The following is a 24,327-nucleotide window of genomic DNA, read 5'->3' as shown; positions in this document are numbered from 1 at the left end:
CAATAATACTTAAGTCATAATGGTAGCTCGATAATATTCGACTTAATAACTGAATTTCATATAATACTTATAGTCCTTCTTTACACAAGTGAAAGAAGGACTAATTCATAGTTAAATTATTAACATTCATATGTTATATATTTGCAGGTAATCATTTTCTTTTCCAATTGACAATGGATAAGTTTGGATGTTATAGTCTGAATTGTGAGCTAGGCTCACTTCATTTGAAGACGAAGGGAATGTTCGTGCATGCAAGGTAAAGTTAAATGGTTTAACGCAGAAAAAGGTTATGGTTTTATCGAAACTGAGGATGGCGGCGATGTATTCGTTCACTTTTCCGCAATTCAATCCGAAGGATTCAAAACTTTGGAAGAAGGTCAATCCGTAGAATTCGAGATCGTTGAAGGCGCGCGTGGACCACAAGCAGCTAACGTAACCAAATTATAATCATCCGGCATAGTCCGACCTACATATACGGTTAGATGGTTAACAATTGTATAGTAGTTAGCGTCAAACCTTGAGACTTCGGTCTCGAGGTTTTTTTATGTTTTATTATGAAGAATTAACTCTAGTATTAACCCAATGTAATCCTTTTCAAACGGACTTAATAAAATTGTCACATCTCTTTTTATATGAACAAAGAAACCGCTTTATTTTTTTACTTTACCATATCATTCATGTTATAATCGAGGTGTAAAGGAAAAGGAGGACTGCCCTATGAATTTGAGTATTCGAGGACAACAAATCGAGGTTACTGATGCTTTGAAAGATTACGTAGATAAGAAGCTGAATAAACTGGAAAAGTATTTCGACGAACCTCTTACCTCTGATGGCAATGTTACACTAAGCGTCAATCGAGGCCTGCACACGGTAGAGGTAACGATACCAATGAAAGGTCTTGTACTTCGCGCAGAAGATGAAAGCAATGATATGTATGGCTCCATCGATGCAGTAGTAGACAAGCTTGAACGTCAGATTCGCAAGCACAAAACAAAGATCAATCGTAAATTCCGCCAAGAAGGCAATCTGAAGACTTTCTTTGTAGAAAATGTGCCTGCTAGCGCATCTCCTACAACCGATGATGAACTGGATATGGAAAATGATGATTTTGAAGTTGTGCGTACGAAACGTTTCTTACTCAAACCGATGGATGTTGAAGAAGCGATCCTGCAAATGAACATGATCGGCCATAATTTCTTCGTATTCTCCAACATTGAGAATAATGAAGTGAACGTCGTTTACAAACGTAAAGATGGCAAATATGGATTAATTGAGAAAGAATAGGACCCTTCCATTGGGACGAAGGATATCTGATATTTTCCTTATGAATCACTTATATGTTGATTGAGAATATTATTATATGATGATAGTGAGGGGCCTCCATTCTGCGGAAAGGAGGTCCTTTTTGATTTCCATTAATTGCATACAGATATAACGAAACTTATTAGGTAGGACCTGCGTCTAATATATACACGGGGTTTAAGCCAGCTTTTTGCTATAAATCCCATAAGATCGATGGCAAATCCAGTAAAATAAAGGGTTCTCCGTGTTGCGACAGTCTTTACAAACTGTTACAATTTAGGCAAAACCATTTTTCAATTGTAGCCCGAGTTTGGGCTTAATTCATAATGGATATGTTTCTATATATATATGAAATTAAAAACGTCAGCTTGTGCATGTAAGAACTGTTAATGTATTTCACATTGGAGTTTTCTAACACTACCCTTAGATGCCGAGCTTGATTATATTATCTGTTTGCACGAAAGGGGTTAACCATGCTAGGACTAGTGAAGAAGATCTTCGGCGACACCAATGAGCGTGATGTCAAACGTCTGATGAAGACGGTCGATGTAATTAATAAAATGGAGCCGGAATTTACCGCGCTTTCCGACGCTCAGCTGCAAGGTAAAACGGAGGAATTCCGTTCTCGTATTGAAAAAGGAGCTACGCTCGACGATCTATTGCCTGAAGCTTTTGCTACGGTGCGTGAAGCATCTAAACGTGTCCTGAACAAACGTCATTATGATGTACAGCTGATCGGTGGTATTGCCCTTCATGAAGGCCGTATTGCAGAGATGAAGACGGGTGAAGGTAAGACCCTTGTAGGAACCCTTCCTGTTTATCTGAATGCTCTATTAGGTAAAGGGGTCCATGTGGTTACCGTCAACGACTATCTTGCTCAGCGGGACAGCCAGGAGATGGGACAGATTTATGAATTCCTCGGCATGAGCGTTGGAATTAACATGAACGGTATGGATCATGCGGCAAAACAGGCAGCTTATGCTTGCGATATTACGTACGGTACGAACAATGAATTCGGATTTGATTATCTTCGCGATAACATGGTCCTTTATAAAGAGCAAATGGTACAGCGTCCGCTTTACTACTGTATTATTGATGAAGTCGATTCGATCTTGGTCGATGAAGCTCGTACACCGCTAATCATCTCAGGACAGGCTCAAAAATCTACAGAACTTTATTTTGCAGCAGATCGTTTTGTAAAACGACTAGTCGCAGAAGAAGATTACACCGTAGATATTAAAGTGAAATCCGTGGCTCTTACCGAAGCAGGGGTTGCTAAAGCAGAACGTGCTTTTGGCATTGAGAACTTGTATGACCAAGCGAACGTTACACTGAATCACCATGTCGTACAGGCCCTCAAAGCGAATGTTATCATGCGTCGTGACGTGGATTATGTAGTAACGGATGATGAAGTTGTTATCGTTGATGAATTTACCGGACGCCTTATGGCCGGACGTCGTTATAGTGATGGTCTTCACCAAGCGATCGAAGCAAAAGAGGCAATTGAGGTTCAGAACGAGAGCATGACGCTTGCTACAATTACATTCCAGAACTATTTCCGGATGTACAAGAAGCTGGCAGGTATGACAGGTACGGCGAAGACAGAGGAAGAAGAGTTCAAGAAAATTTATGGACTTGAAGTACTCCAAGTACCAACCAACCGTCCAAATCAGCGTGATGATATGGCGGATATTGTGTATAAGAGTGTGGAAGGTAAGTTTAAAGCAGTTGTGAATGAGATCGTAGAGCGACATGCGAAGAACCAGCCTGTACTCGTAGGTACGATTTCAATTGAGAACTCTGAACTTCTCTCCGAAATGCTCAAACGCAAAGGCGTGAAGCACCAGGTACTGAATGCGAAGTATCATGCAGAAGAAGCACAGATTATCTCCGGCGCTGGCCAAGCGGGTGCAGTTACGATTGCAACGAACATGGCTGGACGGGGTACAGATATTATTTTGGGTGATGGTGTAGCTGATCTAGGCGGCCTTCATATCATTGGTACGGAACGTCACGAATCCCGCCGGATTGATAACCAGCTGCGCGGTCGTGCAGGGCGTCAAGGTGACCCAGGTTCAACACAGTTCTATCTCTCTCTTGGAGATGAGCTGATGAAGCGTTTTGGTGCAGATAATGTACTGAACATGATGGAGCGCCTTGGATTTGAAGAAGATCAACCAATTGAGAGTAAAATGATTACTCGCGCTGTAGAATCTGCCCAAAAACGGGTAGAGGGCAATAACTTTGATATGCGTAAAGTCGTGCTCCAATACGATGATGTTATGAATCAGCAGCGTGAAGTTATTTATAAACAGCGCCGTGAAGTGCTGGAATCCGAGAATATCAAAACCATTGTTATGGAAATGATTCGCGGAACTATTCAGCGTAATGTGGAAGCGCACTGTGTAGATGACATTCCTGAGAACTGGGAACTGCAAGAAGTGGCAGACTATATCAACAGTAAAATGCTTGAAGAAGGCGCCATTACTCGTGATGATCTATGGGGCAAAGAAGTCGGAGAGATTATCGAATTTATTTTCGCTAAAGTTCAGAAGAAATATGACGAGCGAGAAGAGCGAATCGGGGAAGATATGGTTCGTGAATTCGAGAAAGTTATCGTACTTCGTTCTGTGGACAGTAAATGGATGGATCACATCGACGCGATGGATCAACTCCGTCAAGGGATTCACCTTAGAGCATATGGCGGTACCGATCCGCTTCGCGAATATCAGTTTGAAGGTTTTGCGATGTTCCATGAGATGATCTCCACCATTCAGGAAGAAGTTGCGACCTATGTGATGAGAGCTCAAATCGAGAGCAACCAAGAACGTCAAGCTGTTGTGGACGAGAACCAAATATCCACAAGCGGTGAACCTGCAGAGAAACGTCCTGTGAAAGTGGATGACCAGATCGGACGTAACGATCCTTGTCCATGCGGCAGTGGTAAGAAGTATAAACAATGCCATGGACAAAATTAATCATCCAGCCATACAATAATATAAACATGTAACAACCTATACAGCTCCTTGGAGCTTGCCAAGAAAAGATGGCAGGCTCTGATGGGGCTTTATCTACAGTAAAGAGAGGAATTTGCAGTATGATTGATCCGTCCATAAAACAAGATTTACGTGAGATTAGCAAGAAACTAACGAACCTTAGGGGGTCTCTTTGACTTAGACCTGAAGAATGAAATGATCGCTAACTTTGAAGAAAAAATGTCAGCTCCTGATTTTTGGGACGATAGTGATAAAGCACAGGCCCTTATTGCCGAGATGAACGCGGTAAAAGGTTCCGTGGACGATTATTTGAAGTTACAACGAGAATATGATGATGCCACGATGATGATTGAACTTGCAGATGAAGAGGGCGATGAAGATATCGCTGCTGAAGTGGGAGAGACCATCAAATTGCTTGTGAAGAAGCTGGATGAGTTCGAATTGCAGTTACTTTTGGATCAGCCTTATGACAAAATGAATGCGATTCTTGAACTTCACCCAGGGGCAGGCGGAACGGAATCCCAGGATTGGGGCGAGATGCTGCTTCGTATGTATACACGCTGGGCCGAGAAACATGGCTTTAAAGTCGAAGTGCTCGACTATCTAGCAGGAGATGAGGCGGGCATAAAAAGTGTAACCCTCTCTATCAAAGGATATAATGCCTACGGTTATCTAAAAGCGGAAAAAGGAGTACACCGACTTGTTCGGATCTCACCTTTTGACTCTTCTGGTCGCAGACACACTTCTTTTGTATCTTGCGATGTGGTACCGGAAATTACGGATGATGTAGAAGTCGATATCAGGACGGAAGATTTGAAGATTGATACGTACCGGGCAAGTGGCGCCGGTGGTCAACATATCAATACGACGGATTCCGCTGTTCGTATTACCCATCTACCGTCAGGTGTAGTAGTAACGTGTCAGAATGAACGTTCTCAGATCAAGAACCGTGAGCGTGCGATGACGATGCTTCGTTCTAAGCTCTATGAACGTAAATTAGAAGAACAAAGAAAACATCTGGATGAAATCCGAGGAGAACAGTCGGAAATTGCATGGGGCAGCCAGATTCGCTCCTACGTGTTCCATCCCTATAGTATGGTAAAGGATCACCGTACAAGTGTAGAGTCAGGGAACGTAGGTGCTGTAATGGATGGCGACCTTGATCCGTTTATTGACGGGTATCTCCGCAAGCAAATTAAGGTGGAGTCTGAATAATTTATAGGGAATTCCTACATGGTAAAGGGGAAGTATAACCATGTAGGAATTTTTTTGCTGGTTGAAATATTTGATACATCTTTCATGCTTAGATCATTTTCATCCTTGTAGTGTGAATTATGAAATAAATATATAGCGATATTATTTTAAGGGGAGATTAGAACGTAATGCAGCAAGCACAACAACCCAAAAACAAAAGATGGAACTCCATCATTCCGATCGATGGACCAAAAAGGATTGCACTAGATACATTTCTGATTATATTTGGATCGTTTGTCATGGCGATTGCCTTTAATTTATTTCTTGTTCCCAATCAGATTGCCTCAGGTGGTGTATCGGGAATATCGATCCTTGTGCAGGAAGCGTGGGGCGTTGAACCTGCGTATACCCAGTGGGCGCTGAATATCCCTCTATTTATTGCCGGCTATCTCATTCTAGGCAGACAATATGGAGTTCGTTCGCTGCTCGGAAGTTTTATGCTTCCCTTCTTTGTTTATCTGACGGATACATGGGCAGTCCCGACAAGCAATCCGCTTTTGGCGTCTATTTTCGGCGGGATTGGAGTAGGTCTAGGGATTGGGATTGTATATCGGGGCCGCGGTTCAACGGGTGGTCTTACAATTCTCGCTCAGATCATTCAGAAATTTAGCGGTTTGCGTCTTTCTTTGTGTGTCATGTTGCTTGATGGAACCGTCATTATTCTTGCGGGATGGGTACTGTCACTGGAGAACTCTTTGTTCGCTCTAATCAGCTTGTATGTCACCGGAAAAGTAATCGATTCGGTTGAAATGGGCTTTGGTACCTCCAAAGTTGCTTATATTATCTCTGAGCAAACTGAATCAATATCTAAGGCAATTCTCGATGATCTGGACCGCGGTCTAACGAAACTCTCTGCACAGGGCGGTTATACGGATGATGATCGGACGGTACTCATGGTCGTGGTTGCACAAAATGAAATCACCCGTTTAAAAGCACTCGTGCGTTCGGTTGACCCGAATGCCTTTGTGACGATTACGAATGCACATGAAGTATTGGGTGAAGGATTTACTAGAGCTTAAACTGCTGAGCATATTGTAGATCAGCAGTAGAAAACGGCTAACTAGATATTCAGAATAAATAAAAAATGGACAGACCTTCATCGGTCTGTCCATTTTTGTATTTGTATCTTTAAATAGTAGCTTACAAGATAGGTGAAAGCAATCTGGAGATGGATTCCTTAAATCGAATCCAGAGGGAACGCTGCTTGTAATGTTCCTCTGTCAGCTCGGCTGAGAGCTGTAAATCTTTTTCGAAAGCATCGGTCAGCTGCTGTGCAATATCGGCATCATAGATAAAAGCATTGATTTCAAAGTTCAGACGGGAGCTGCGCACATCGAAATTAGCAGAACCGATGGTTGCTATTTTATTATCGACGACAATCATTTTAGTATGAAGGAAGCCATTGTCATAAACAAAGATTTTTGCGCCCACTTTAATCAGTTCGCCAACATAGGAAGTGGTTGCCCAGTATACAAACATATGGTCCGGCTTATTCGGTATCATGATGCGCACATCAATTCCCGACAAACAAGCGATACGGACAGCATCGAGCATACTAGCATCCGGGATAAAATACGGGGTCTGAATCAGGATTGATTTTTTGGCACCCGAAATCATTTTTATGTACCCGTTCTTGATATGTTCTATTTCTGCATCTGGTCCGCTGGTGACGATCTGCATCCCTACATGGCCTGTTTTCTCTGGTTCAGGAAAATGTGCAGGTACAAACGTGATGTCATGATACCGAGATGCTTCGTTCCAGTCCATGATAAAGCGAGCTTGAAGTGTCGCAACCGCGGTTCCTTGAATTCTCAGATGCGTGTCGCGCCAGTAACCAAATTTTTTGTCGAGTCCGAGATATTCATCCCCTACATTAAATCCACCCGTATATCCAATCTGTCCATCAATAATGACGAGTTTTCGGTGATTTCGGTAGTTCAGTCGAAGGTTAATGGGACTTAGTTTGGATGGGAAGAATACTTCTACTTTTCCTCCAGCCGCAGTCAGTTCCTTAAAGAAACGTTTTCTTAGCGTTCTAGAACCAAGCGCATCATAAAGAACTCGTACATAAACGCCTTCCTTAGCCTTCTTAATCAGTGCATCCCGAATTTGTTTCCCAAGTCCATCAGAACGATAGATGTAGTACTGAATGTGAATATGATCTTTCGCGTTATTAATATCTTGAAGCAGTTTATCAAACTTCTGATGACCGTCTACAAAGATATCAACCTTGTTATCTTCGGTGAATAGAGCTCCATTTTGTATAAGATGCATATAGATGAAGTCTTTGTACTCTAAAGTGTCTGGTTTACGAAACGGGAAATCTTTTTCCTGCAAAAGATGAATTTGATCAATGACCATCTGGTCGATATTAAGTTTAGCGCGTTCCTTCCATTGAAAGAGGCGATAGCGAGTGAGGTTCTGACCAAGTAGCAGGTATAAAACAAATCCGAGAATCGGAATGAAGGTGAGCACAAGCAGCCAAGCCCACGTCGAGGTAGCGTCCTTTCGTTCCAGGAAAACAACAGCTGCCGCCAGCAGCATATTGATCACCAGGATGATAATAGAGCTGATGTGATTAATATCCAAAGCGATAGCTCCTTTAAATATGATATAGAGATTTATTTACCCTATTATGCATCATAACACTCTGTTGGAAACATCGGAAATAGATATTTCATTTTTCGCCGAATCCCTGGGTGCTAAATAATAATGAATGATTTCATTTGTATAGAATAATGTATAAAGTGTTGTATTTATATAAACTTCAATGTATAATAATGCACATCAATGAATAAAAAAGTATAATTTAGTGTTATCATCCTATAAAATGGATTACATACACAGTAAACTAGACTATTCATGAGATGGAGGCAACCCAAATGACTCAGAAATGCAAAGTCGCAATCGTAGGTTCCACTGGATATGGCGGTGTGGAGCTCATTCGATTTTTATATCTTCATCCGCATGTAGAGATTACTTCTGTAATTTCGTCTTCGACAAGCGGTGTGTCTATCGCTGAAGGGTTTCCTCATCTGACAGGGATTGTAGATCAGAAGCTGGATGGGATTGATATCGTGAAGATGGCAGAGGAGGTAGATCTCGTATTTACTGCAACTCCGTCAGGGGTAAGTACGAAGCTGGTTCCTCAACTGATTGATGCAGGTTTAAAAGTCATTGATCTTTCGGGTGATTTTAGACTGACAGATGGTGCGGAATACGAAGCGTGGTATAAACATAGTCCGGCAGAAGATATCTATTTGGATCAGGCAGTGTATGGTCTAAGCGAAATCTATGGGGAGAACGCGGCAGGTGCTTCCTTTATATCCAATCCAGGATGTTATCCAACAGCGACGTTACTTGGACTGATCCCGGCAATCAAGGCAGGGCTGATTGATCACCGCAGCATTATCATTGATGCAAAGTCGGGAGTATCCGGTGCTGGAAGGGGAGCGAGCCTATCGTTCCATTATCCAGAGATGAATGAGAATTTCAAAGCCTACAAAGTGAATAAGCATCAGCATATTCCTGAGATAGAACAGGTCCTGAGCGACCAAGCAGGAGAGCCGGTTACCGTAACGTTTACAACGCATCTGGTTCCGATGACAAGAGGAATTATGAGTACAATGTACGCTCCGCTAAAAGGCGAATATACTGATCAGGATTTTATAGATGTTTATAAGCAGTATTATGAGAACCGGTCTTTTGTACGAATTCGTGAAAAAGGGATTTGGCCGGCGACGAAGGAAGTATTCGCATCAAATTATTGTGATATTGGTTTTGCAGTAGATAAGCGAACGGGCCGAGTTACGATTATTTCCGTGATTGACAACATCGTTAAAGGCGCCGCAGGGCAAGCGATACAAAATTTAAATTTGATGATGGGCTGGGATGAACAGACCGGACTAAATTTTTTACCAGTATATCCGTAATTCGAACTAGATAGCCGTACTGCAGTCGATTTTATTTACCTGGATGGAAGTGGGGAGAAGTTATGGCACAGGTTGCATATCAAGCGTTTCAAGTTATACCGGAAGGATCGATCGTATCACCGCAAGGTTTCGCGGCAGGGGGACTGCATTGTGGACTCAAAAAGACAGAGCGTAATGATCTCGGTGTCATTACCTGTGAAGTTCTAGCAGATGCAGCGGCAGTGTATACGACGAATGTATTTCAAGCCGCACCGCTTCAAGTCACAAGAGAGAGTATGCAGAACGGTAAGCTACAGGCGATTGTTGTAAACAGCGGAAATGCCAATGCCGTTACAGGGCAACAAGGTGAAAAAGACGCTTATGCCATGCGGCTCGCTACGGCAAAAGAACTGGGTATTGCAGTAGAGAACGTGGCCGTGGCATCGACAGGCGTGATCGGTGAGCTGCTTAATATGGAAAAGGTACATGCAGGGATCAAAGGATTACCTGCAAGAGTAGGTTCAGGAAAGCAAGAAGCAAGTGATTTTTCCCAAGCGATACTGACAACGGATCTAGTGAAGAAGGAAATCTGCGTCCGTACTTTTATAGATGGAAAAGAAGTGATGATAGCGGGAGCTGCGAAAGGTTCCGGGATGATTCATCCGAATATGGCGACCATGCTGGCCTTTGTGACATGCGATGCACAGGTGGATCAGGCTGCACTTCAAGGTCTACTTGGAAAATCAACCGATGCTACATTTAACATGATTACCGTAGATGGTGACACAAGTACAAATGACATGCTTATTGCGATGGCAAGCGGGCTTGCAGGCAATGAGACTTTGCATCCAGGACATAAGGATTGGGAGAACTTCGCAGCAACATTCAATTATGTGTGTGAAGTGCTTGCTAAGGCGATTGCAAGAGACGGAGAAGGAGCTACCAAACTCGTTGAGGTGAATATCGCGGGTGCGGTATCGGATGATTCAGCAAGAGCTATCGCGAAGACGGTCATTGGATCGAGTCTCGTAAAATCGGCGATGTTTGGAGCGGATGCGAATTGGGGACGGATCATTGCTGCGGTTGGTCGTGCAGGAGAACCTGTTCAGCCCGATCAGGTGGATGTGAAGCTTGGGTCTATTTTAGTGTTATCGGGGTCACGTCCGGTTGCTTTTGATGAAGAAGAAGCTCTGCGTTATCTGCAAGGAGATTCGGTTCAGATTCATGTGGATCTGCATGGAGGAAGTGGAGTAGCAACCGCGTGGGGCTGTGATCTGACTTACGATTATGTTCGAATTAATGCGGCCTACCGGACGTAAGAGAGGGCTGTCCGCTACTTTTGCTACGAGGAAGGGGATAGAGGCATGACGATAACACAAGACACTTTGAAAAAGAAGGACGAGGCACCAAAAGATATCGGCACCTTTGTTATGAAATGCGGAGGCAGCACACTTGCTGCGCTTCCGGATGCTTTTTTTGAAGACCTGCAGAAGCTCCAAGTAGAGGGAATGCAGCCTGTCATTGTTCATGGCGGCGGACCTGCAATATCTGAGAATCTGGCGAAGCTGGGGATTGAAACCGAATTTGTGAACGGACTTCGTAAAACAACCGAACCCGTACTTGATGTTGTAGAGATGGTACTTGCCGGCAGCATTAACAAGCAGATTGTACGGCGAATCCAGTCTTCTGGTGGTAAAGCGCTGGGTCTCTCCGGTGTGGATGGAGGACTCATTCAGGCGAAACCCGTCAGTAACCATGCAGAAGTAGGTCATGTAGGAGATGTCACCCGAATAGAAGCTTCTATTATTCAAGGGGTGCTGGATATGGGATATATGCCGATTATTGCTCCGATTGGAATAGATGGGGCTGGACAGCGCTATAACATCAACGCAGACACAGCGGCAGGAGCAGTTGCTTCACACCTCGGGGCGAGCCGATTAATTGTGGTTACCGATGTGCCGGGAATTATGAAGAATGTGAATGGTGTGAAAAAAGTGTTGGGTACCGTAGCGGTACAAGAGATACAGGATATGATTCAAACCGGCGAAATTTATGGAGGCATGATTCCGAAAGTAAAAGCAGCCATTGAATGTATACAGGGGAAAGTGAAGGAAGTCATTATCGTCGATGGAAGTGAGCCAAGCATACTCAGCAGAGTACTTCAAGGTGAAGTGATCGGCACTCGAATTGTACGGATGTAATTCATAGGTTTCTAAATAAGTAAGTAGACGCAGTATACGCGTATTCATGGATAGGAGAGTGAAATAATTGACGATTACCAATTCATCTCAGCAGCCTGTAAAGGAATCACACACGGAACAGCAGACGATAGTGACAGCGACTACAGAGAGTTCCCTTTTTCCAACCTATGCTCGTTATCCGATAAGCCTTGTGAAAGGAAAAGGAAGTTATTTGTGGGATGATAAAGGAAATCAATATCTTGATTTCATGAGCGGACTCGCCGTGACGAATCTGGGTCATGCGCCAGATGGAGTTATTGCCAAAGTAAAAGATCAGCTGGATGAATTGTGGCATGTATCGAATCTGTTTCATATCCCTGCTCAAGAGAAAGCGGCTGCGCTGCTTACGGCGAACACTTGTGCAGATGCTGTATTTTTCTGCAACAGCGGTGCTGAGGCGAACGAAGCGGCTATTAAACTAGCGAGAAGATATCAGCAGAAAGTGCTGGGGAACGGTCGTTATGAAATTATCACTTTCAAGCAGTCTTTCCACGGACGCACACTGGCTACGCTGACAGCAACAGGTCAAGACAAGGTAAAAGAAGGATTTCTTCCTCTTCCTGAGGGATTTGTTCATGTACCTCTACACGATATTCCGGCGCTGAAAGAAGCGATTGGGCCGCATACAGCAGCCATTATGCTTGAGATGATTCAGGCAGAAGGCGGAATTCACATCGTAGAACCTGCCTTCTTGGCCGAAGTCAAAGCGCTGTGTGAGGAACATGGACTGCTGCTTATTATGGATGAGGTTCAGACGGGAATGGGCCGGACAGGAAAATTGTTCGGGCACGAACATTACGGTATTGAACCGGATATTTTCACTGTAGCCAAAGGGATTGCGAGCGGCTTCCCTGTGGGAGCGATGCTTGGTAAAGGATACCTGCGTGAAGCGTTCACAGCGGGCAGTCATGCTACGACCTTTGGAGGAACTCCGCTTGCCATGTCTGCAGTTCTTGCCACGGTTGAGATTATTCTTGAAGATAATCTCCCTGCTCGCGCAGCGGAGATGGGTGATTATTTAATCGAGTCACTGCGGACGAAGCTGATTGATCAAGATTTTGTTACTGAAATTCGGGGACAAGGATTAATCGTCGGCATTGAGTGCAAAGAAGCCGTAGGTGACATTGTTCTTGCGGGACAGAAAAAAGGATTCTTGTTTGTGACAGCAGGACCAAACGTGATCCGTTTCTTACCGAATCTATATGTGACCAAAGAAGAGATCGATACTGCGGTATCGCTGATTGCAATATTAATTGAAGAGCATGTCGCTGCGAAAGCACCCTTAGGAGGAGAATAATATGGCGATTACAAAACTGAATTTACATGGCCGGGACTTTATCGAATTTACAGATTACACGAAGGAAGAGATCGAGTATCTTCTGGATCTGGCCATTGATATCAAGAAGAAGCAGAAGAATGGTGAGGTTTATCAGCCACTAAAAGGCAAAACCATTGGTCTTATTTTTGAAAAGTCTTCCACACGTACCCGTGTTTCCTTTGAAGTAGGGATGTTTCAGCTCGGAGGACATGCGCTGTTCCTCAGTAAAAATGATATCCAGTTTGGTCGCGGAGAGACAATCAGCGATACGGCCCAGGTGCTATCCCGCTACCTCGATGGAATTATGATTCGTACTTTTGCACACAGCAATGTAACAGACCTTGCGAAGTATGCGGATGTTCCTGTCATTAATGGACTAAGCGATGATGCACATCCTTGTCAGGTACTGGCTGACTTTCAGACGGTATTAGAGCATAAGGGCAAATTGAAAGGTCTGAAAATGGCGTATGTCGGTGACGGCAATAACATGGCGCATTCATTAATGCTCGGAGCAGCAAAGTTCGGTGTTCACGTATCCGTGGCAAGTCCGAAAGGATATGAACCGTCTGCATCTATTGTCGATCAGGCAAAGAGCATTGCCAAAGAAACAGGTGCTGAGGTTGTGGTAACAAACAGCGCGCAAGAAGCAGTACAAAATGCAGATATTATTTACACCGATGTGTGGGCAAGTATGGGATTTGAAGAAGAGCAAAAAGAGCGTGAAGCGGCTTTTGCTGACTATCAGGTAAATGAAGAGCTTGTAAAAGGAGCAAAACCAGATTTTATCTTCCTGCACTGCCTGCCAGCACACCGTGGAGAAGAAGTGAGCGAGGGAGTTATTGACGGCCCGAACTCCGCTATTTTTGATCAAGCAGAAAATCGCCTGCATGCACAAAAAGCATTGATGGCCGCACTAATGGGATAAAACGCTTCGAGTAAGCAGTGTTTCCACTAATGAATACAGTAACTTACTTTTTTCTTATAAAATGACAAAATAAATCGCGTTTGATGTTAGAATATGGAATAGACATGACAGAGTAGCTGATAGAGAGATCGATTAGTACTGTGGTCCTTGTAATGAGTGATATGTTTTAAGCTCTTTTGCTCTTTAAGCTATTTGTCCTTTGAGCTTTTTGCTTTTATCTTTTATCTTTTATCTTTTATCTCTTATTTTTTATTTTTTATCTTTTTGTTTCAGGGTTTTAGCACAGTGAGCGAGTGATAACAAAGCAGCCTGTGCATAGGGTTTCGTTTTTTATTATTTATCCTCTATTTTTTTGTTGTCTTTATTGCAATTTTCACTTTTATTTTTAGCATTAGCTTGTGGCTTGTGGCTTGTGGCTTGTGGCTTGTGGCTTGAGGTGTGTGATATGTGGTTGTGAAATCTGCTTTTGAATTTTGAATTTTGGTTGTTTTCTTAGATTTCCAACCCTTCAGGGTGAAGTTATTGGATGATGAACGACTTTTGGCTTTGCGAAGCAAAACAACCGGAGAGAATCAGCCAATAACGATCCCGCTGCATCAGCCAATAACGATCCCGTTCATAAAGCTCTCATCGCACTACATTGAAGAGCCCCCCAGCCACCGTATAACGAGGAGGAAACAACATGGCAAAAGAGAAAATTGTATTAGCCTATTCCGGCGGACTAGATACATCCGTCATTCTGAAATGGCTGAAAGAAACATATGACGCAGAGATTATAGCTTTTACCGCAGATATCGGACAAAAAGATGAGCTCGATGGCCTCGAGGAAAAAGCACTTGCTACAGGGGCATCCAAAGTATACATTGACGATCTTCGCGAAGAGTTTGCAAAAGATTTCATCTACCCGATGTTCCAGGCAGGTGCAATGTATGAAGGACAATATCTGCTCGGTACTAGTATTGCTCGTCCCCTGATTGCAAAACGTATGGTGGATATCGCTATTGCTGAAGGAGCAACCGCCATTGCTCACGGAGCAACGGGTAAAGGTAATGACCAAGTTCGGTTTGAGCTGAACGCGGCTGCACTTACACCGGATATTGCGGTTATTGCTCCATGGAGACTGGAAGAGTTCCGGAATCAGTTCCCTGGACGTGCAGAGATGATTGCCTATGCCGAAAAACATGGAATTCCTGTAACCGCATCAGCAGCAAAACCATACTCTACAGACCGTAACTTACTACATATTAGTTATGAAAGTGGTGTCCTTGAAGATCCTTGGTTTGATGCAACGACTCCTGAGAACAAAGAAATGTACTTACTGAGTAATGATCCTGAGGATGCACCGAATGAAGCAGAATATCTGGAGCTGGAATTTTATAAAGGTGACTGTGTTGCTTTGAATGGTGAGAAACTTAGCCCGCTGGAAGTGATGGAGAAACTGAATGAACTGGGCGGCAAACATGGAATTGGCCGTGTGGATATGGTGGAGAACCGTTTTGTCGGTATGAAGAGCCGCGGCGTGTATGAAACACCAGGAGGAACCATTCTATTTACAGCACATCGCAAAATGGAGTCCATCACAATGGACCGTGAAGTGATGAACCTGCGAGATAGTCTGATTACTCGTTACAGTACGCTCGTATATAACGGATTCTGGTTTGCTCCAGAGCGTCTTGCTCTTCAAGCACTTGTTACAGAGAGTCAGAAAAACGTAACCGGAACGGTTCGTGTGAAGTTATACAAAGGAAACGTGATTGGTGCGGGAGTGAAAAGCCCGGTCAGCTTATATAATCCTGACATTGCTACGATGGAAGCAGATCCAACACAAGCGTACGATCAAGGAGATGCTACAGGTTTTATCCGTCTGAACGCTTTGAGACTAAAAGTGGGTTCCGGAGTAGCTCAGAATCAATAAAAGCAGCTGTATAGGGTAAGGAGACGAAAGGCCGTTCCTTGATAAGTAATAGGGGCGGTCTTTGTCCATGAGATGTGAAAGGGAGGCAGCGACATGAGTAAACTATGGGGCGGGCGTTTCACGAAACAAACGAATCATCTGGTAGAAGAATATACAGCATCGATTAACTTTGACAAAGCATTAGCAGAAGAGGACATTCAGGGCAGTCTGGCTCATGTGAGTATGCTAGGAAAATGCGGCATTTTACCTCAGGAAGATGTGGAGACGATTAAAGTAGGTTTGCAGACGGTACTTGGTAAAATTCGTGCAGGTGAGATCGAATTTTCCGTATCGGATGAAGATATCCATATGAATATTGAGAAGAACTTAATTGATCAGATTGGTCCAGTAGGCGGCAAATTACATACGGGTCGTAGTCGGAACGATCAGGTAGCAACAGACATGCATTTATACTTGCGTGCCCGGGTTATTGAAATTGTAGGAATGCTCCATACGTTACAAGAAGCACTTATTGGGCAGGCGAGAGATAACGTGGATACCATTGTGCCAGGATATACTCATTTGCAAAGAGCGCAGCCGATCCTATTTGCTCATCATTTAATGGCCTATGTGTCAATGTTCCAGCGGGATGCAGAGAGACTGATGGACAGTTACAAACGAATCAATGTCCTTCCGCTTGGTGCAGGAGCGCTTGCAGGTACAACGTTTCCTATTGATCGTCATTTTGTAGCAGAACAGCTGCAATTTGATCGTGTATACGAGAATAGTCTTGATGCAGTAAGTGATCGTGATTTTATCGTTGAATTCCTCGCAGATGCCTCCCTGATCATGATGCACTTGTCCCGTCTTAGTGAAGAACTCGTGCTGTGGAGCAGTACGGAGTTTAGTTTCGTAGAACTGGATGATGCCTTCTGTACGGGAAGCAGTATCATGCCGCAGAAGAAAAATCCAGATGTACCGGAACTGGTTCGCGGTAAAACAGGCCGTGTCTATGGAAATCTCATAGGTCTGCTTACTGTTCTCAAATCCTTGCCGCTTGCTTATAACAAAGATATGCAGGAGGATAAGGAAGGCATGTTTGATACAGTGGCGACACTCGAGGGAGCTTTGCAGTTGTTTGCTCCAATGATTGCTACTATGAAGGTGAACAAAGATCGTATGCGCGAAGCAGTAAATAAAGATTTCTCTAATGCCACAGATATCGCAGATTTCCTAGTGAACAAAGGGCTCCCTTTCCGTCAGGCACACGAAGTCATTGGAAAAACGGTACTTTATTGTATTCAGAACGGCAAATACTTGCTCGATCTGTCTCTAGATGAATTCACCCAATTCTCAGAGCTGTTTGATGAGGAGATTTATGCCGTACTTCAGCCGGAAGCAGTCGTGAATGCAAGGAATGTTTACGGGGGAACTGCCTCAGAGCAAGTATGTGATGCGATTAAACGGAGTGAAGCGATCATGCGGCTCACGAATCAGTGGCTTGTTGAGCATGCAGAAGAGTAAGCAATCTTAGTTAGACCATTTAATGTAAAAGGAAACCTTAGAGAGGAAGCCACTTCAGCACATCCTGAATGCGGGCATCCCAATAACCCCATTCATGTTCGCCGGGGCCTTCTATATAAGTGAAATCCAGTCGTGTTTGTTCAGCAGCTGAGCGGAAACGAAGATTATCCTCATACAAAAAGTCTTCTGTTCCGCAACATTGGAACAGTTTCGGTTTAGGGCCATCCTTTTGTTCACATTGTTTTAATAGCCACATCAAATCATTCTCGGTATCTGTTACATGGTCACCAAAAATCCGTCTAAATTCGGTATTCGCTTGCGCAGGTTCATTCATCCGATCCAGATGATTTGCCATATCGAGTGCTCCTGACAGGCTTGCTGCAGCGGCATAGGATTCAGGCTTGCTTAAGGCGATCTTCATTGCGCCATATCCGCCCATGGACAATCCAGCCACAAAGTTATCCTCACGTGCTGCAGATAAAGGGAAGAAGGAACGGGCTAGAGTGGGAACTTCTTCTGATATGTACTTAAAATAAGCGCTTCCTTCTGCCATATCCGTATAGAAGCTGCGATGTGCGTTAGGCATAACGACAGCAATTCCGTAAGCTGATGCGTAGCGTTCAATGGCAGTACGACGAAGCCAAATCGAATCATCGTCAGATAGACCATGAAGAAGATAAAGTGTTTGATGAAGTCCTTTGCTTTGCTTGGTATCGACACCAATCTGTGTAGCGGTTTGCTGAGGTAAAATAACGTGCATCGTCGTATTCATACCGAGTACTTCTGAATAGAAATGACATTGCATAAGTGCCATAATCCCAAATCCCTCCCTGTGTAAGCTAAAGCATCATTGATACTCATCTAGTATAACGAAAGTCGGTGGATAATCTCCACTAAATAAAGCATAGAAGAGACTTCATCCACAGGTAGGAAGGGAGAAATGTCGAGCAAAAATGAAAGTCATTCACAATGTTATACCCATATTGTGCATAACATTGTGTTATTCACAGACTCATCGCAAAATGATATTAGTAATTTCGTGTTTATGCACAAATCTATACACATTACCCACAGTTAATCCTATTTTTTCAAGAATCCAATATCAATTTGTGAATAGAAAACAAAAAAAACAATAGATTTTCAAAAGTTATCAACAGGTTGGTAACTAGATAATAAATATATTTTCCTACATAAATTTCTTTAAATAAAGAGAAAACGTGCGTCCCATCAATAAAAAAGGGGAAATGAACGAAACGTACATTTACAGCGTAACAATGTTATGTTACATTGTCTTCAGGGGGTTAGAATTACATGACTGAAGACTTAATATCTAAGAAAGAACTTTTGGAACTGACGGGAATATCATACGGTCAACTCTATCGTTGGAAGCGAAAAAACCTAATACCAGAGGATTGGTTTATACGTAAATCTTCTTTTACAGGACAGGAGACTTTTTTTCCTAGGGAAAGCATCTTAACACGAATTGACCGAATAAAAAACATGAAAGATGAACTTTCTTTAGATGAATTGGCCGATGTGTTCTCCCCTTCGGTAAGTAACAAGGTCCTTACCCGTGTAGAAATGGAGCAAAAACATCTGGTAACACCGATTTCAATACATCTTTTTATGGAAAGTGGAAGTGAAAAGGAGAAACAGACTTTTTCTTTTGAAGAAATACTTTGTATCTATGTTTTGGATCAAGCGCTTGCCAGTGGGCATATGAACCGCGAAGAGGGAATTTTGCTTGTCCAGACGTTCCAGGCGTATTACAGCAAGTTTCGAGATAAAGGCTGTGACATCATTTTGACCCGGAAAATGGGGATTCCTATATTTACGATCCTAACTACGGGAAGCGAAGTATATTTTGACACAGGGGTAAAGGAAGTTCTGCGTTTATCTCTAGGAACTTATCTGGAGCAGTTGAAAGTCAAATTGAGTGAGTCGGAGGGGTCCTAATGAGGAGCGAGCAGTCTAGACCAGACTTAAACATTTCAGGTGTTGGCAAAGCATCAGGTGGTACATACCGTCATGTTCGTGTAGATGGGGTTGGTAAATTTTCTGGTGATATCGATTGTGTCAGTTATGAAGTAAATGGTACATCGGGATTGCAAGGGAATCTTCGCTGTGAGCGGTATGTTGTCAATGGTTCAGCCAATATTCAGGGAACTGTAACTGCGGATGAATATCAAGTCAATGGGAGCAGCAAGGTTGAAGGCGGTGTTAAGACAAAGCAGACCCGAATTGATGGAATAACATCTATTAAAGAACATTTGGTAACAGATAAGCTGATTGTGAACGGGAAAGCGACGATTAATGGGAAATTAATCGGAAGCCGTGTAGAGGTAGCAGGTGGGATTACAGTAGGGAAAGACGTGGAATGTGAGACCATTGAAGTACAGGGCGGTTTCAAGATCAAAGGCATGCTGAACGCAGGGACCGTGGATATTATGCTTCATCACCGTTGTGAAGTAGAAGAGATTGGCGGAGAGCAAATTCAGGTGCGTCGTAAATCTAAGATAAGATTATTTGATCAATTCGTGCCTGCAATGACACCAAGGCTGAAGACCCATATTATAGAAGGAGACGATATCTATCTAGAACATACTCATGCGGGTACAGTCAGGGGAAGCCGGATTACCATCGGTCCTGGTTGTGAGATTGGTGTGGTGGAATACAGCGTATCTTACGAGCAAGATCCTGAATCTAAGGTAGGACGGCAGGTCCAGGTGTAGGGCGGAAGTGAGGAGGAATCATCGATGATAACAGGATACAGGAGCGAACGTATGGAGGATATTAAGATAACAGGCACTGGAAGTTCTGGTGGAGGCATATTTCGGAATGTGAAGGTTGTAGGAGAAGGTGTGATTCATAGCGATGTGGAGAGCCAATTTTTTAAATGTACGGGTACAGCGGCAGTAAACGGGCACCTCCGAAGTAATCAGATTAAGCTTACGGGGACTCTTCATGTCCAAGGCGATGTATACGGAGACGCTATTAAAACGAGCGGACAGATGGAAGTGGATGGGAAGCTTGAAGTCCGGCAGGTGAAGATAAACGGAGACACGATAGTTAAACGTTCCATTCATAGTGAGCAATTTAAAGCATTTGGCTCGCTTCGTCTTCATGGCGATTGCAGTGCAGAACAAATGAGGATTAAAGGGGCAATTCAGACAGAGGGGATGCTGAATGCTGAACATATCGATATTGGACTGTATGGGCTTTCTAAAGTTGCCGAGATCGGCGGTCACAAGATTGAGATTAAACGAACGTTGATGTCTTCTCTCTTCCATATATTTAACTCTAAGCTCCAAAGAGAACTGATCGCGGACACGATAGAAGGTGATGTGCTGCATCTAGAGCATACAGAAGCTAAAGTAGTAAGAGGACGGAAGGTTTATATTGGTCCTGGGTGCCGAATTGGGCTTGTCGAATATAGTGAGTCCTGCAAGAAGCATTCAGACGCTGTGACAGAGGTTTGCAACCAGGTCGGTTCGTTATAGATGAATGAGCAGGTGTAATACACCATGAATAGGTTCAGAAAATAAAGAGACCCGGACGTAGGCACCATACTACTAGCCCGGGTTATTATTGTGCGCGCATTTATTTATGTGGCGTTCTTTTTTATGAGAAATTTAGCCAGCGTCTTCCGTACGAACTCCATCTTCCACGGGAGGGGTGTCCGAAGAGGGAGGCGATGGAGACGGTTCTTCCTCCTGAGCAGCACGGTTTACAGCAAGGACACGGTCTTGCGGCCGATAGGTGTCTTTAGATATCAATTTACGAGAGACAACTTCTCCATTTACCTTCTTGATTTGATAAGAAGCAACGACATATCCGGTAGAACCGGCCTGACGCACCATCTCGCTTCCTGGAGAAAGGGAATGATCTGATACATATGTGAGAGGAGCCGGGAGTGTTTCGAGAAGTTCGGTATCAAGTTCATAACTAACATTCTCCGGAAAAGTTCCGAAGAAGGAGACATTCAGTTCGCGATCTTTTACCTCTGCTTTGATAAGAAGGTATTTATCGGTTGTGTTTTTAAAGCGAAAATTAATGTACCCCGATGCGAATGTCGCATCAAGACCCTTAGGAAGATAACTGACGGGAAGGGAATGATTTCTTCTCTCGACAATCTCTAGTCCTGTTCGTAAGGCTGCATTATATAGTGTACTGGATACCTGGCAGATTCCTCCCCCGACACCGGGGACTAACTGACCTTTTACAATGACGGGCGCTTCCTGAAATCCACTCTCCTTTTCTGCTTTTTCCACGATACTGCCATAATTAAAAATATCCCCTGGTTTTAAAATAAGCCCGTTTAACGCACTGGCTGCAGCGCTGACATTATGTGCTCTTCCTTCTCCACTTGATCCAAGAGATGTCACCACTTCAATGATCTTACGACTAATCCCTTCTTCTTTTAGAGAAGCAACTGTAACAGGGGGCTTCAACTCTTGGAGGGGAAGGTCGATAACTATACTAGGCGTTTGTGTATCTTTCTTATCCAGCAATGAAAAATTGTCAGGTATGACTTGAGATATAATCGCATTCATTTGATCCCACTGGATCCGCTGTACATTTCGTTCCGGTGTATAGACGACTTCGTCATTTGGTGTGATTTTCCGAACTGCATTTACGGGGTTTCCGAAATGCTTTTCTTCCCAGGCTGGAGTGAGTTTTTGTTTGAGATAGTTACGTTCGATGGTGACCTCTAGCTTCCACTCCTCAGCGAAATACCAGCGCTGAACCACTCTTTGGACAAGTCCACCTTCCGAAAGAGTACGTAAAGCTTGTTTGAATTGATCGGCTTTGTACGTCACTCCAGCATCAGCCAGTGTTAGTTTCGTTTCGGAAATAGGAGTGTTCTCGGACTTTACTCCTAGCGGAAGGTTTTCAAGTGCAGTCAATTTCTGTTCTAACTCCTGCAATACCGTATCCTTATTCTGCCCTCCTACAGACCACCCGGATAAATGAACTCCTGGGGGGATTTTGGACTGGTGAGCGTACATGTATAGCCAGCCAAAAATAAAAGCGAATAGGAGAGAAAGAAACATGAAAACAATGAACGAAATGTGAACTTTTTTCATATAGAACTCCTCTCAGACTTCTGTTTTACCGGTGTTAGGAACACTCTTCCAATATATGCGGAAGGAGAGGAAATCTTTCGGCTACTCAAAAGGTAACAAATTTGTTACAATGAGAGACATCTTGATGAAAATCGAGAGATTTTAAAGGAAATCATTGGAAAGTGTCGAAATGAGCAAAAGAAGCTACTAATGCAACGGGAAGTGATGATGTGATTGAGTTACAAGACGTGTGGAAGACCTATCCGAATGGTGCGCATGCACTTCAAGGTGTTTCGGTGAAGATCGACCGCAATGAATTTGTTTATATCGTCGGCCCCTCTGGAGCGGGCAAATCGACTTTTATGAAATTGATTTACAGAGAAGAAGTTCCAACTAAAGGTCAAATATCAGTGAACGGATTTAATATTGGGAAGTTGAAACATCGTAAGATTCCTTATGTCAGACGGAATATCGGGGTAGTCTTTCAAGATTTCAGATTGCTGCCTAAGATGACGGCATATGAGAATATTGCTTTTGCTATGGAGGTTATAGAAGCCCCTAAGAAGCAAATCAAGAAACGTGTAATGGAAGTTCTCGATCTGGTTGGTCTTAAGGAAAAGGCAGACCGCGAGCCAGCACAACTCTCCGGCGGCGAGCAACAGAGGATCGCGATTGCAAGAGCCATCGTGAATAACCCATCTGTCATTATTGCGGATGAGCCTACCGGAAACCTGGATCCCGAGACCTCCTGGGGAATTATGCAGCTACTTGATGAGATTAATTTCCGGGGAACGACCATTGTTATGGCTACGCATAACCGTGATATCGTGAACAAGATGCGAAAACGGGTAATTGCGATCGAAAAAGGTCATATCGTTAGAGACGAGTTGAGAGGGGAATATGGCTATGAATTTTAACACCTTCTTGCGCCATCTGCGGGAAGGATTCAAAAGCTTATTCCGCAACGGCTGGATGTCTATTGCATCCATAACGTCTATCATTGTTTCTCTATTGATTTTAGGAGTGTTTGTTCTCTTGGTCGTGAATGTAAATTCGATAGCGGATAATGCGGACAGCCAGGTAGAGATCAGCACGTATCTGCAGCTGAATGTAGATGAGGAGCTTCGTACAACATTACAAGAAGAAATTGCAGCGATGCCAGAGGTAAGCTCGATCGCGTTTGTTCCTAAAGATCAAGGATTGGCTGAATTTAAAGAAAAGCTTGGTGAAGATCAACAGGAACTTCTGGAAGGCTTTGATGTAGATAATAACCCGCTTCCAGACACCATTCGAGTGGAGCTAATTGATCCCAGTACAGTTAATTTTGTAGCGGAGAAGATTGAAGCTCTGAATGACAAATATACTGAGAAGCCTATTATGAAAGTTAATTTTGGTGAAGAAACAGTGGAGACGTTGTTCAAGATTACACGTCTGATTCGGACAATAGGTTTTGTGTTTGTTGCCGGACTTGCACTGATGTCTATGTTCCTCATTTCCAACACGATTCGCGTGACGATCCTGGCAAGACGCCGGGAGATTGGGATTATGAAGCTAGTCGGTGCCACGAATGCCTTCATTCGTTGGCCATTTTTTGTGGAAGGTGCGCTTATCGGTCTCATCGGTTCACTTATTACGATCGGGATTTTGTTTGCTGGTTACAACCAGCTGCTTATTACCGTACAGCAAGATATTATAATTAAAATGCTGAACCTAGTACCTTTATCCAGTCTATGGGCTTGGCTCGGAGGCTCACTTCTCATCATGGGAGTACTCGTTGGTGTTCTAGGCAGCACATTGTCTATTCGTAAGTCACTGAAAGTCTAATTGATAATTAAATTTATGACGGCTGTCCCGATTTAGGGGCGGCTGCTCATCACAACAAGAAAACAATTCGATG

Annotated in this window: 20 protein-coding genes; 17 read left to right on the top strand and 3 right to left on the bottom strand. The window is 43.5% G+C overall.

Going from position 1 to position 24,327, the window contains the following annotated elements; translation table 11 throughout:
* The first annotated feature begins 249 nt into the window (after positions 1–249).
* The 5 genes from H9647_RS12760 (at position 250) to H9647_RS12740 (ending at position 6,571) form a co-directional block, all read left to right on the top strand.
* Positions 250–447, top strand: coding sequence for a cold shock domain-containing protein (locus H9647_RS12760; RefSeq protein WP_191800476.1), 198 nt, complete (start codon positions 250–252; stop codon positions 445–447).
* Positions 448–717: 270 nt separating this feature from the next.
* Positions 718–1,284 carry a ribosome hibernation-promoting factor, HPF/YfiA family gene (gene hpf / locus H9647_RS12755; protein WP_191800473.1) on the top strand — a complete coding sequence of 189 codons (567 nt, stop codon included), beginning with the start codon at positions 718–720 and terminating at the stop codon, positions 1,282–1,284.
* A gap of 491 nt (positions 1,285–1,775) precedes the next feature.
* Positions 1,776–4,280 (top strand): preprotein translocase subunit SecA, encoded by a 2,505-nt coding sequence (gene secA, locus H9647_RS12750; RefSeq protein ID WP_191800471.1) that lies wholly within the window; start codon positions 1,776–1,778, stop codon positions 4,278–4,280.
* A 119-nt stretch (positions 4,281–4,399) separates the two neighbouring features.
* A protein-coding gene (prfB, locus tag H9647_RS12745; protein ID WP_191800468.1) for a peptide chain release factor 2 occupies positions 4,400–5,513 on the top strand; the annotation gives its coding sequence in 2 pieces (ribosomal slippage) (positions 4,400–4,471 and positions 4,473–5,513; 1,113 coding nt in all).
* A gap of 167 nt (positions 5,514–5,680) precedes the next feature.
* Positions 5,681–6,571: a YitT family protein gene (locus H9647_RS12740; protein WP_191800466.1), complete on the top strand. Its 891-nt coding sequence runs from the start codon at positions 5,681–5,683 to the stop codon at positions 6,569–6,571.
* Between the two features lie 121 nt (positions 6,572–6,692).
* Here H9647_RS12740 and cls read toward each other — a convergent pair whose 3' ends face one another.
* The gene (gene cls, locus H9647_RS12735; RefSeq protein ID WP_225229268.1) at positions 6,693–8,141 is read right to left on the bottom strand and encodes a cardiolipin synthase; all 1,449 of its coding nucleotides are present in this window, start codon (positions 8,139–8,141) and stop codon (positions 6,693–6,695) included.
* Positions 8,142–8,434: 293 nt separating this feature from the next.
* On the opposite strand from cls, the gene argC reads away from it, so the two are divergent.
* From argC to argH, 7 genes are all read left to right on the top strand, one after another.
* Positions 8,435–9,484: an N-acetyl-gamma-glutamyl-phosphate reductase gene (argC, locus tag H9647_RS12730; protein WP_191800464.1), complete on the top strand. Its 1,050-nt coding sequence runs from the start codon at positions 8,435–8,437 to the stop codon at positions 9,482–9,484.
* Between the two features lie 62 nt (positions 9,485–9,546).
* Positions 9,547–10,782 carry a bifunctional glutamate N-acetyltransferase/amino-acid acetyltransferase ArgJ gene (gene argJ / locus H9647_RS12725; protein ID WP_191800461.1) on the top strand — a complete coding sequence of 412 codons (1,236 nt, stop codon included), beginning with the start codon at positions 9,547–9,549 and terminating at the stop codon, positions 10,780–10,782.
* A gap of 45 nt (positions 10,783–10,827) precedes the next feature.
* The gene (gene argB, locus H9647_RS12720) at positions 10,828–11,664 is read left to right on the top strand and encodes an acetylglutamate kinase (protein WP_191800459.1); all 837 of its coding nucleotides are present in this window, start codon (positions 10,828–10,830) and stop codon (positions 11,662–11,664) included.
* A gap of 127 nt (positions 11,665–11,791) precedes the next feature.
* Positions 11,792–13,000, top strand: a complete 1,209-nt coding sequence (locus H9647_RS12715) for an acetylornithine transaminase (RefSeq protein ID WP_318245307.1) — start codon at positions 11,792–11,794, stop codon at positions 12,998–13,000.
* A 1-nt stretch (position 13,001) separates the two neighbouring features.
* Positions 13,002–13,946, top strand: a complete 945-nt coding sequence (gene argF / locus H9647_RS12710; RefSeq protein WP_191800456.1) for an ornithine carbamoyltransferase — start codon at positions 13,002–13,004, stop codon at positions 13,944–13,946.
* Between the two features lie 682 nt (positions 13,947–14,628).
* Positions 14,629–15,861, top strand: coding sequence for an argininosuccinate synthase (locus H9647_RS12705; RefSeq protein WP_191800454.1), 1,233 nt, complete (start codon positions 14,629–14,631; stop codon positions 15,859–15,861).
* 93 nt (positions 15,862–15,954) lie between these two features.
* Entirely contained in the window at positions 15,955–17,364 is a 1,410-nt protein-coding gene (gene argH, locus H9647_RS12700; protein ID WP_191800452.1) for an argininosuccinate lyase, read from the top strand.
* 37 nt (positions 17,365–17,401) lie between these two features.
* Here the strand turns inward: argH and H9647_RS12695 are convergent, their stop codons facing one another.
* Positions 17,402–18,178, bottom strand: coding sequence for an alpha/beta hydrolase (locus H9647_RS12695; RefSeq protein WP_191800450.1), 777 nt, complete (start codon positions 18,176–18,178; stop codon positions 17,402–17,404).
* 497 nt (positions 18,179–18,675) lie between these two features.
* Here H9647_RS12695 and H9647_RS12690 point away from each other — a divergent pair, with 497 nt between their 5' ends.
* Genes H9647_RS12690 through H9647_RS12680 form a run of 3 tightly spaced genes read left to right on the top strand, consistent with a single transcriptional unit; the run spans position 18,676 to position 20,864 of the window.
* The gene (locus tag H9647_RS12690) at positions 18,676–19,320 is read left to right on the top strand and encodes a YhbD family protein (RefSeq protein ID WP_191800448.1); all 645 of its coding nucleotides are present in this window, start codon (positions 18,676–18,678) and stop codon (positions 19,318–19,320) included.
* On the top strand, positions 19,320–20,096 hold the full coding sequence (locus H9647_RS12685; RefSeq protein ID WP_191800446.1) for a polymer-forming cytoskeletal protein: 777 nt from the start codon (positions 19,320–19,322) through the stop codon (positions 20,094–20,096). The genes H9647_RS12690 and H9647_RS12685 overlap by 1 nt, the downstream gene beginning before the upstream one ends.
* A 24-nt stretch (positions 20,097–20,120) precedes the next feature.
* A complete protein-coding gene (locus tag H9647_RS12680; RefSeq protein ID WP_191800444.1) occupies positions 20,121–20,864 on the top strand; it encodes a hypothetical protein in 744 nt (247 codons plus the stop codon).
* A 132-nt stretch (positions 20,865–20,996) separates the two neighbouring features.
* On the opposite strand, the gene H9647_RS12675 is transcribed toward H9647_RS12680, so the two are convergent.
* Positions 20,997–22,451 carry a VanW family protein gene (locus H9647_RS12675; protein ID WP_191800442.1) on the bottom strand — a complete coding sequence of 485 codons (1,455 nt, stop codon included), beginning with the start codon at positions 22,449–22,451 and terminating at the stop codon, positions 20,997–20,999.
* 209 nt (positions 22,452–22,660) lie between these two features.
* Between H9647_RS12675 and ftsE the strand changes: the two genes are divergently transcribed.
* A complete protein-coding gene (gene ftsE / locus H9647_RS12670) occupies positions 22,661–23,347 on the top strand; it encodes a cell division ATP-binding protein FtsE (RefSeq protein WP_191800440.1) in 687 nt (228 codons plus the stop codon).
* Positions 23,337–24,254, top strand: a complete 918-nt coding sequence (gene ftsX, locus H9647_RS12665; protein ID WP_191800813.1) for a permease-like cell division protein FtsX — start codon at positions 23,337–23,339, stop codon at positions 24,252–24,254. Before ftsE ends, ftsX begins: the two co-directional genes overlap by 11 nt.
* The last annotated feature ends 73 nt before the right edge of the window (positions 24,255–24,327 follow it).

Origin of the sequence: Paenibacillus gallinarum (genome assembly GCF_014836635.1) — a bacterium.
GTDB lineage: Bacteria > Bacillota > Bacilli > Paenibacillales > Paenibacillaceae > Paenibacillus > Paenibacillus gallinarum.
The sequence above is the reverse complement of the archived record's forward strand: the minus strand, read 5'-3'. Positions and strand labels throughout refer to the sequence as shown.

Bases quoted from the DNA above. Each gene is read 5' to 3' on its own strand.
- argB (WP_191800459.1), top strand. From the start codon at position 10,828: ATGACGATAACACAAGACACTTTGAAAAAGAAGGACGAGGCACCAAAA.
- H9647_RS12680 (WP_191800444.1), top strand. From the start codon at position 20,121: ATGATAACAGGATACAGGAGCGAACGTATGGAGGATATTAAGATAACA.
- argF (WP_191800456.1), top strand. From the start codon at position 13,002: ATGGCGATTACAAAACTGAATTTACATGGCCGGGACTTTATCGAATTT.
- H9647_RS12705 (WP_191800454.1), top strand. From the start codon at position 14,629: ATGGCAAAAGAGAAAATTGTATTAGCCTATTCCGGCGGACTAGATACA.
- H9647_RS12740 (WP_191800466.1), top strand. From the start codon at position 5,681: ATGCAGCAAGCACAACAACCCAAAAACAAAAGATGGAACTCCATCATT.
- ftsX (WP_191800813.1), top strand. From the start codon at position 23,337: ATGAATTTTAACACCTTCTTGCGCCATCTGCGGGAAGGATTCAAAAGC.
- H9647_RS12675 (WP_191800442.1), bottom strand. From the start codon at position 22,451: ATGAAAAAAGTTCACATTTCGTTCATTGTTTTCATGTTTCTTTCTCTC.
- secA (WP_191800471.1), top strand. From the start codon at position 1,776: ATGCTAGGACTAGTGAAGAAGATCTTCGGCGACACCAATGAGCGTGAT.
- hpf (WP_191800473.1), top strand. From the start codon at position 718: ATGAATTTGAGTATTCGAGGACAACAAATCGAGGTTACTGATGCTTTG.
- argC (WP_191800464.1), top strand. From the start codon at position 8,435: ATGACTCAGAAATGCAAAGTCGCAATCGTAGGTTCCACTGGATATGGC.
- H9647_RS12695 (WP_191800450.1), bottom strand. From the start codon at position 18,178: ATGGCACTTATGCAATGTCATTTCTATTCAGAAGTACTCGGTATGAAT.
- argJ (WP_191800461.1), top strand. From the start codon at position 9,547: ATGGCACAGGTTGCATATCAAGCGTTTCAAGTTATACCGGAAGGATCG.
- H9647_RS12685 (WP_191800446.1), top strand. From the start codon at position 19,320: ATGAGGAGCGAGCAGTCTAGACCAGACTTAAACATTTCAGGTGTTGGC.
- argH (WP_191800452.1), top strand. From the start codon at position 15,955: ATGAGTAAACTATGGGGCGGGCGTTTCACGAAACAAACGAATCATCTG.
- H9647_RS12690 (WP_191800448.1), top strand. From the start codon at position 18,676: ATGACTGAAGACTTAATATCTAAGAAAGAACTTTTGGAACTGACGGGA.
- H9647_RS12760 (WP_191800476.1), top strand. From the start codon at position 250: ATGCAAGGTAAAGTTAAATGGTTTAACGCAGAAAAAGGTTATGGTTTT.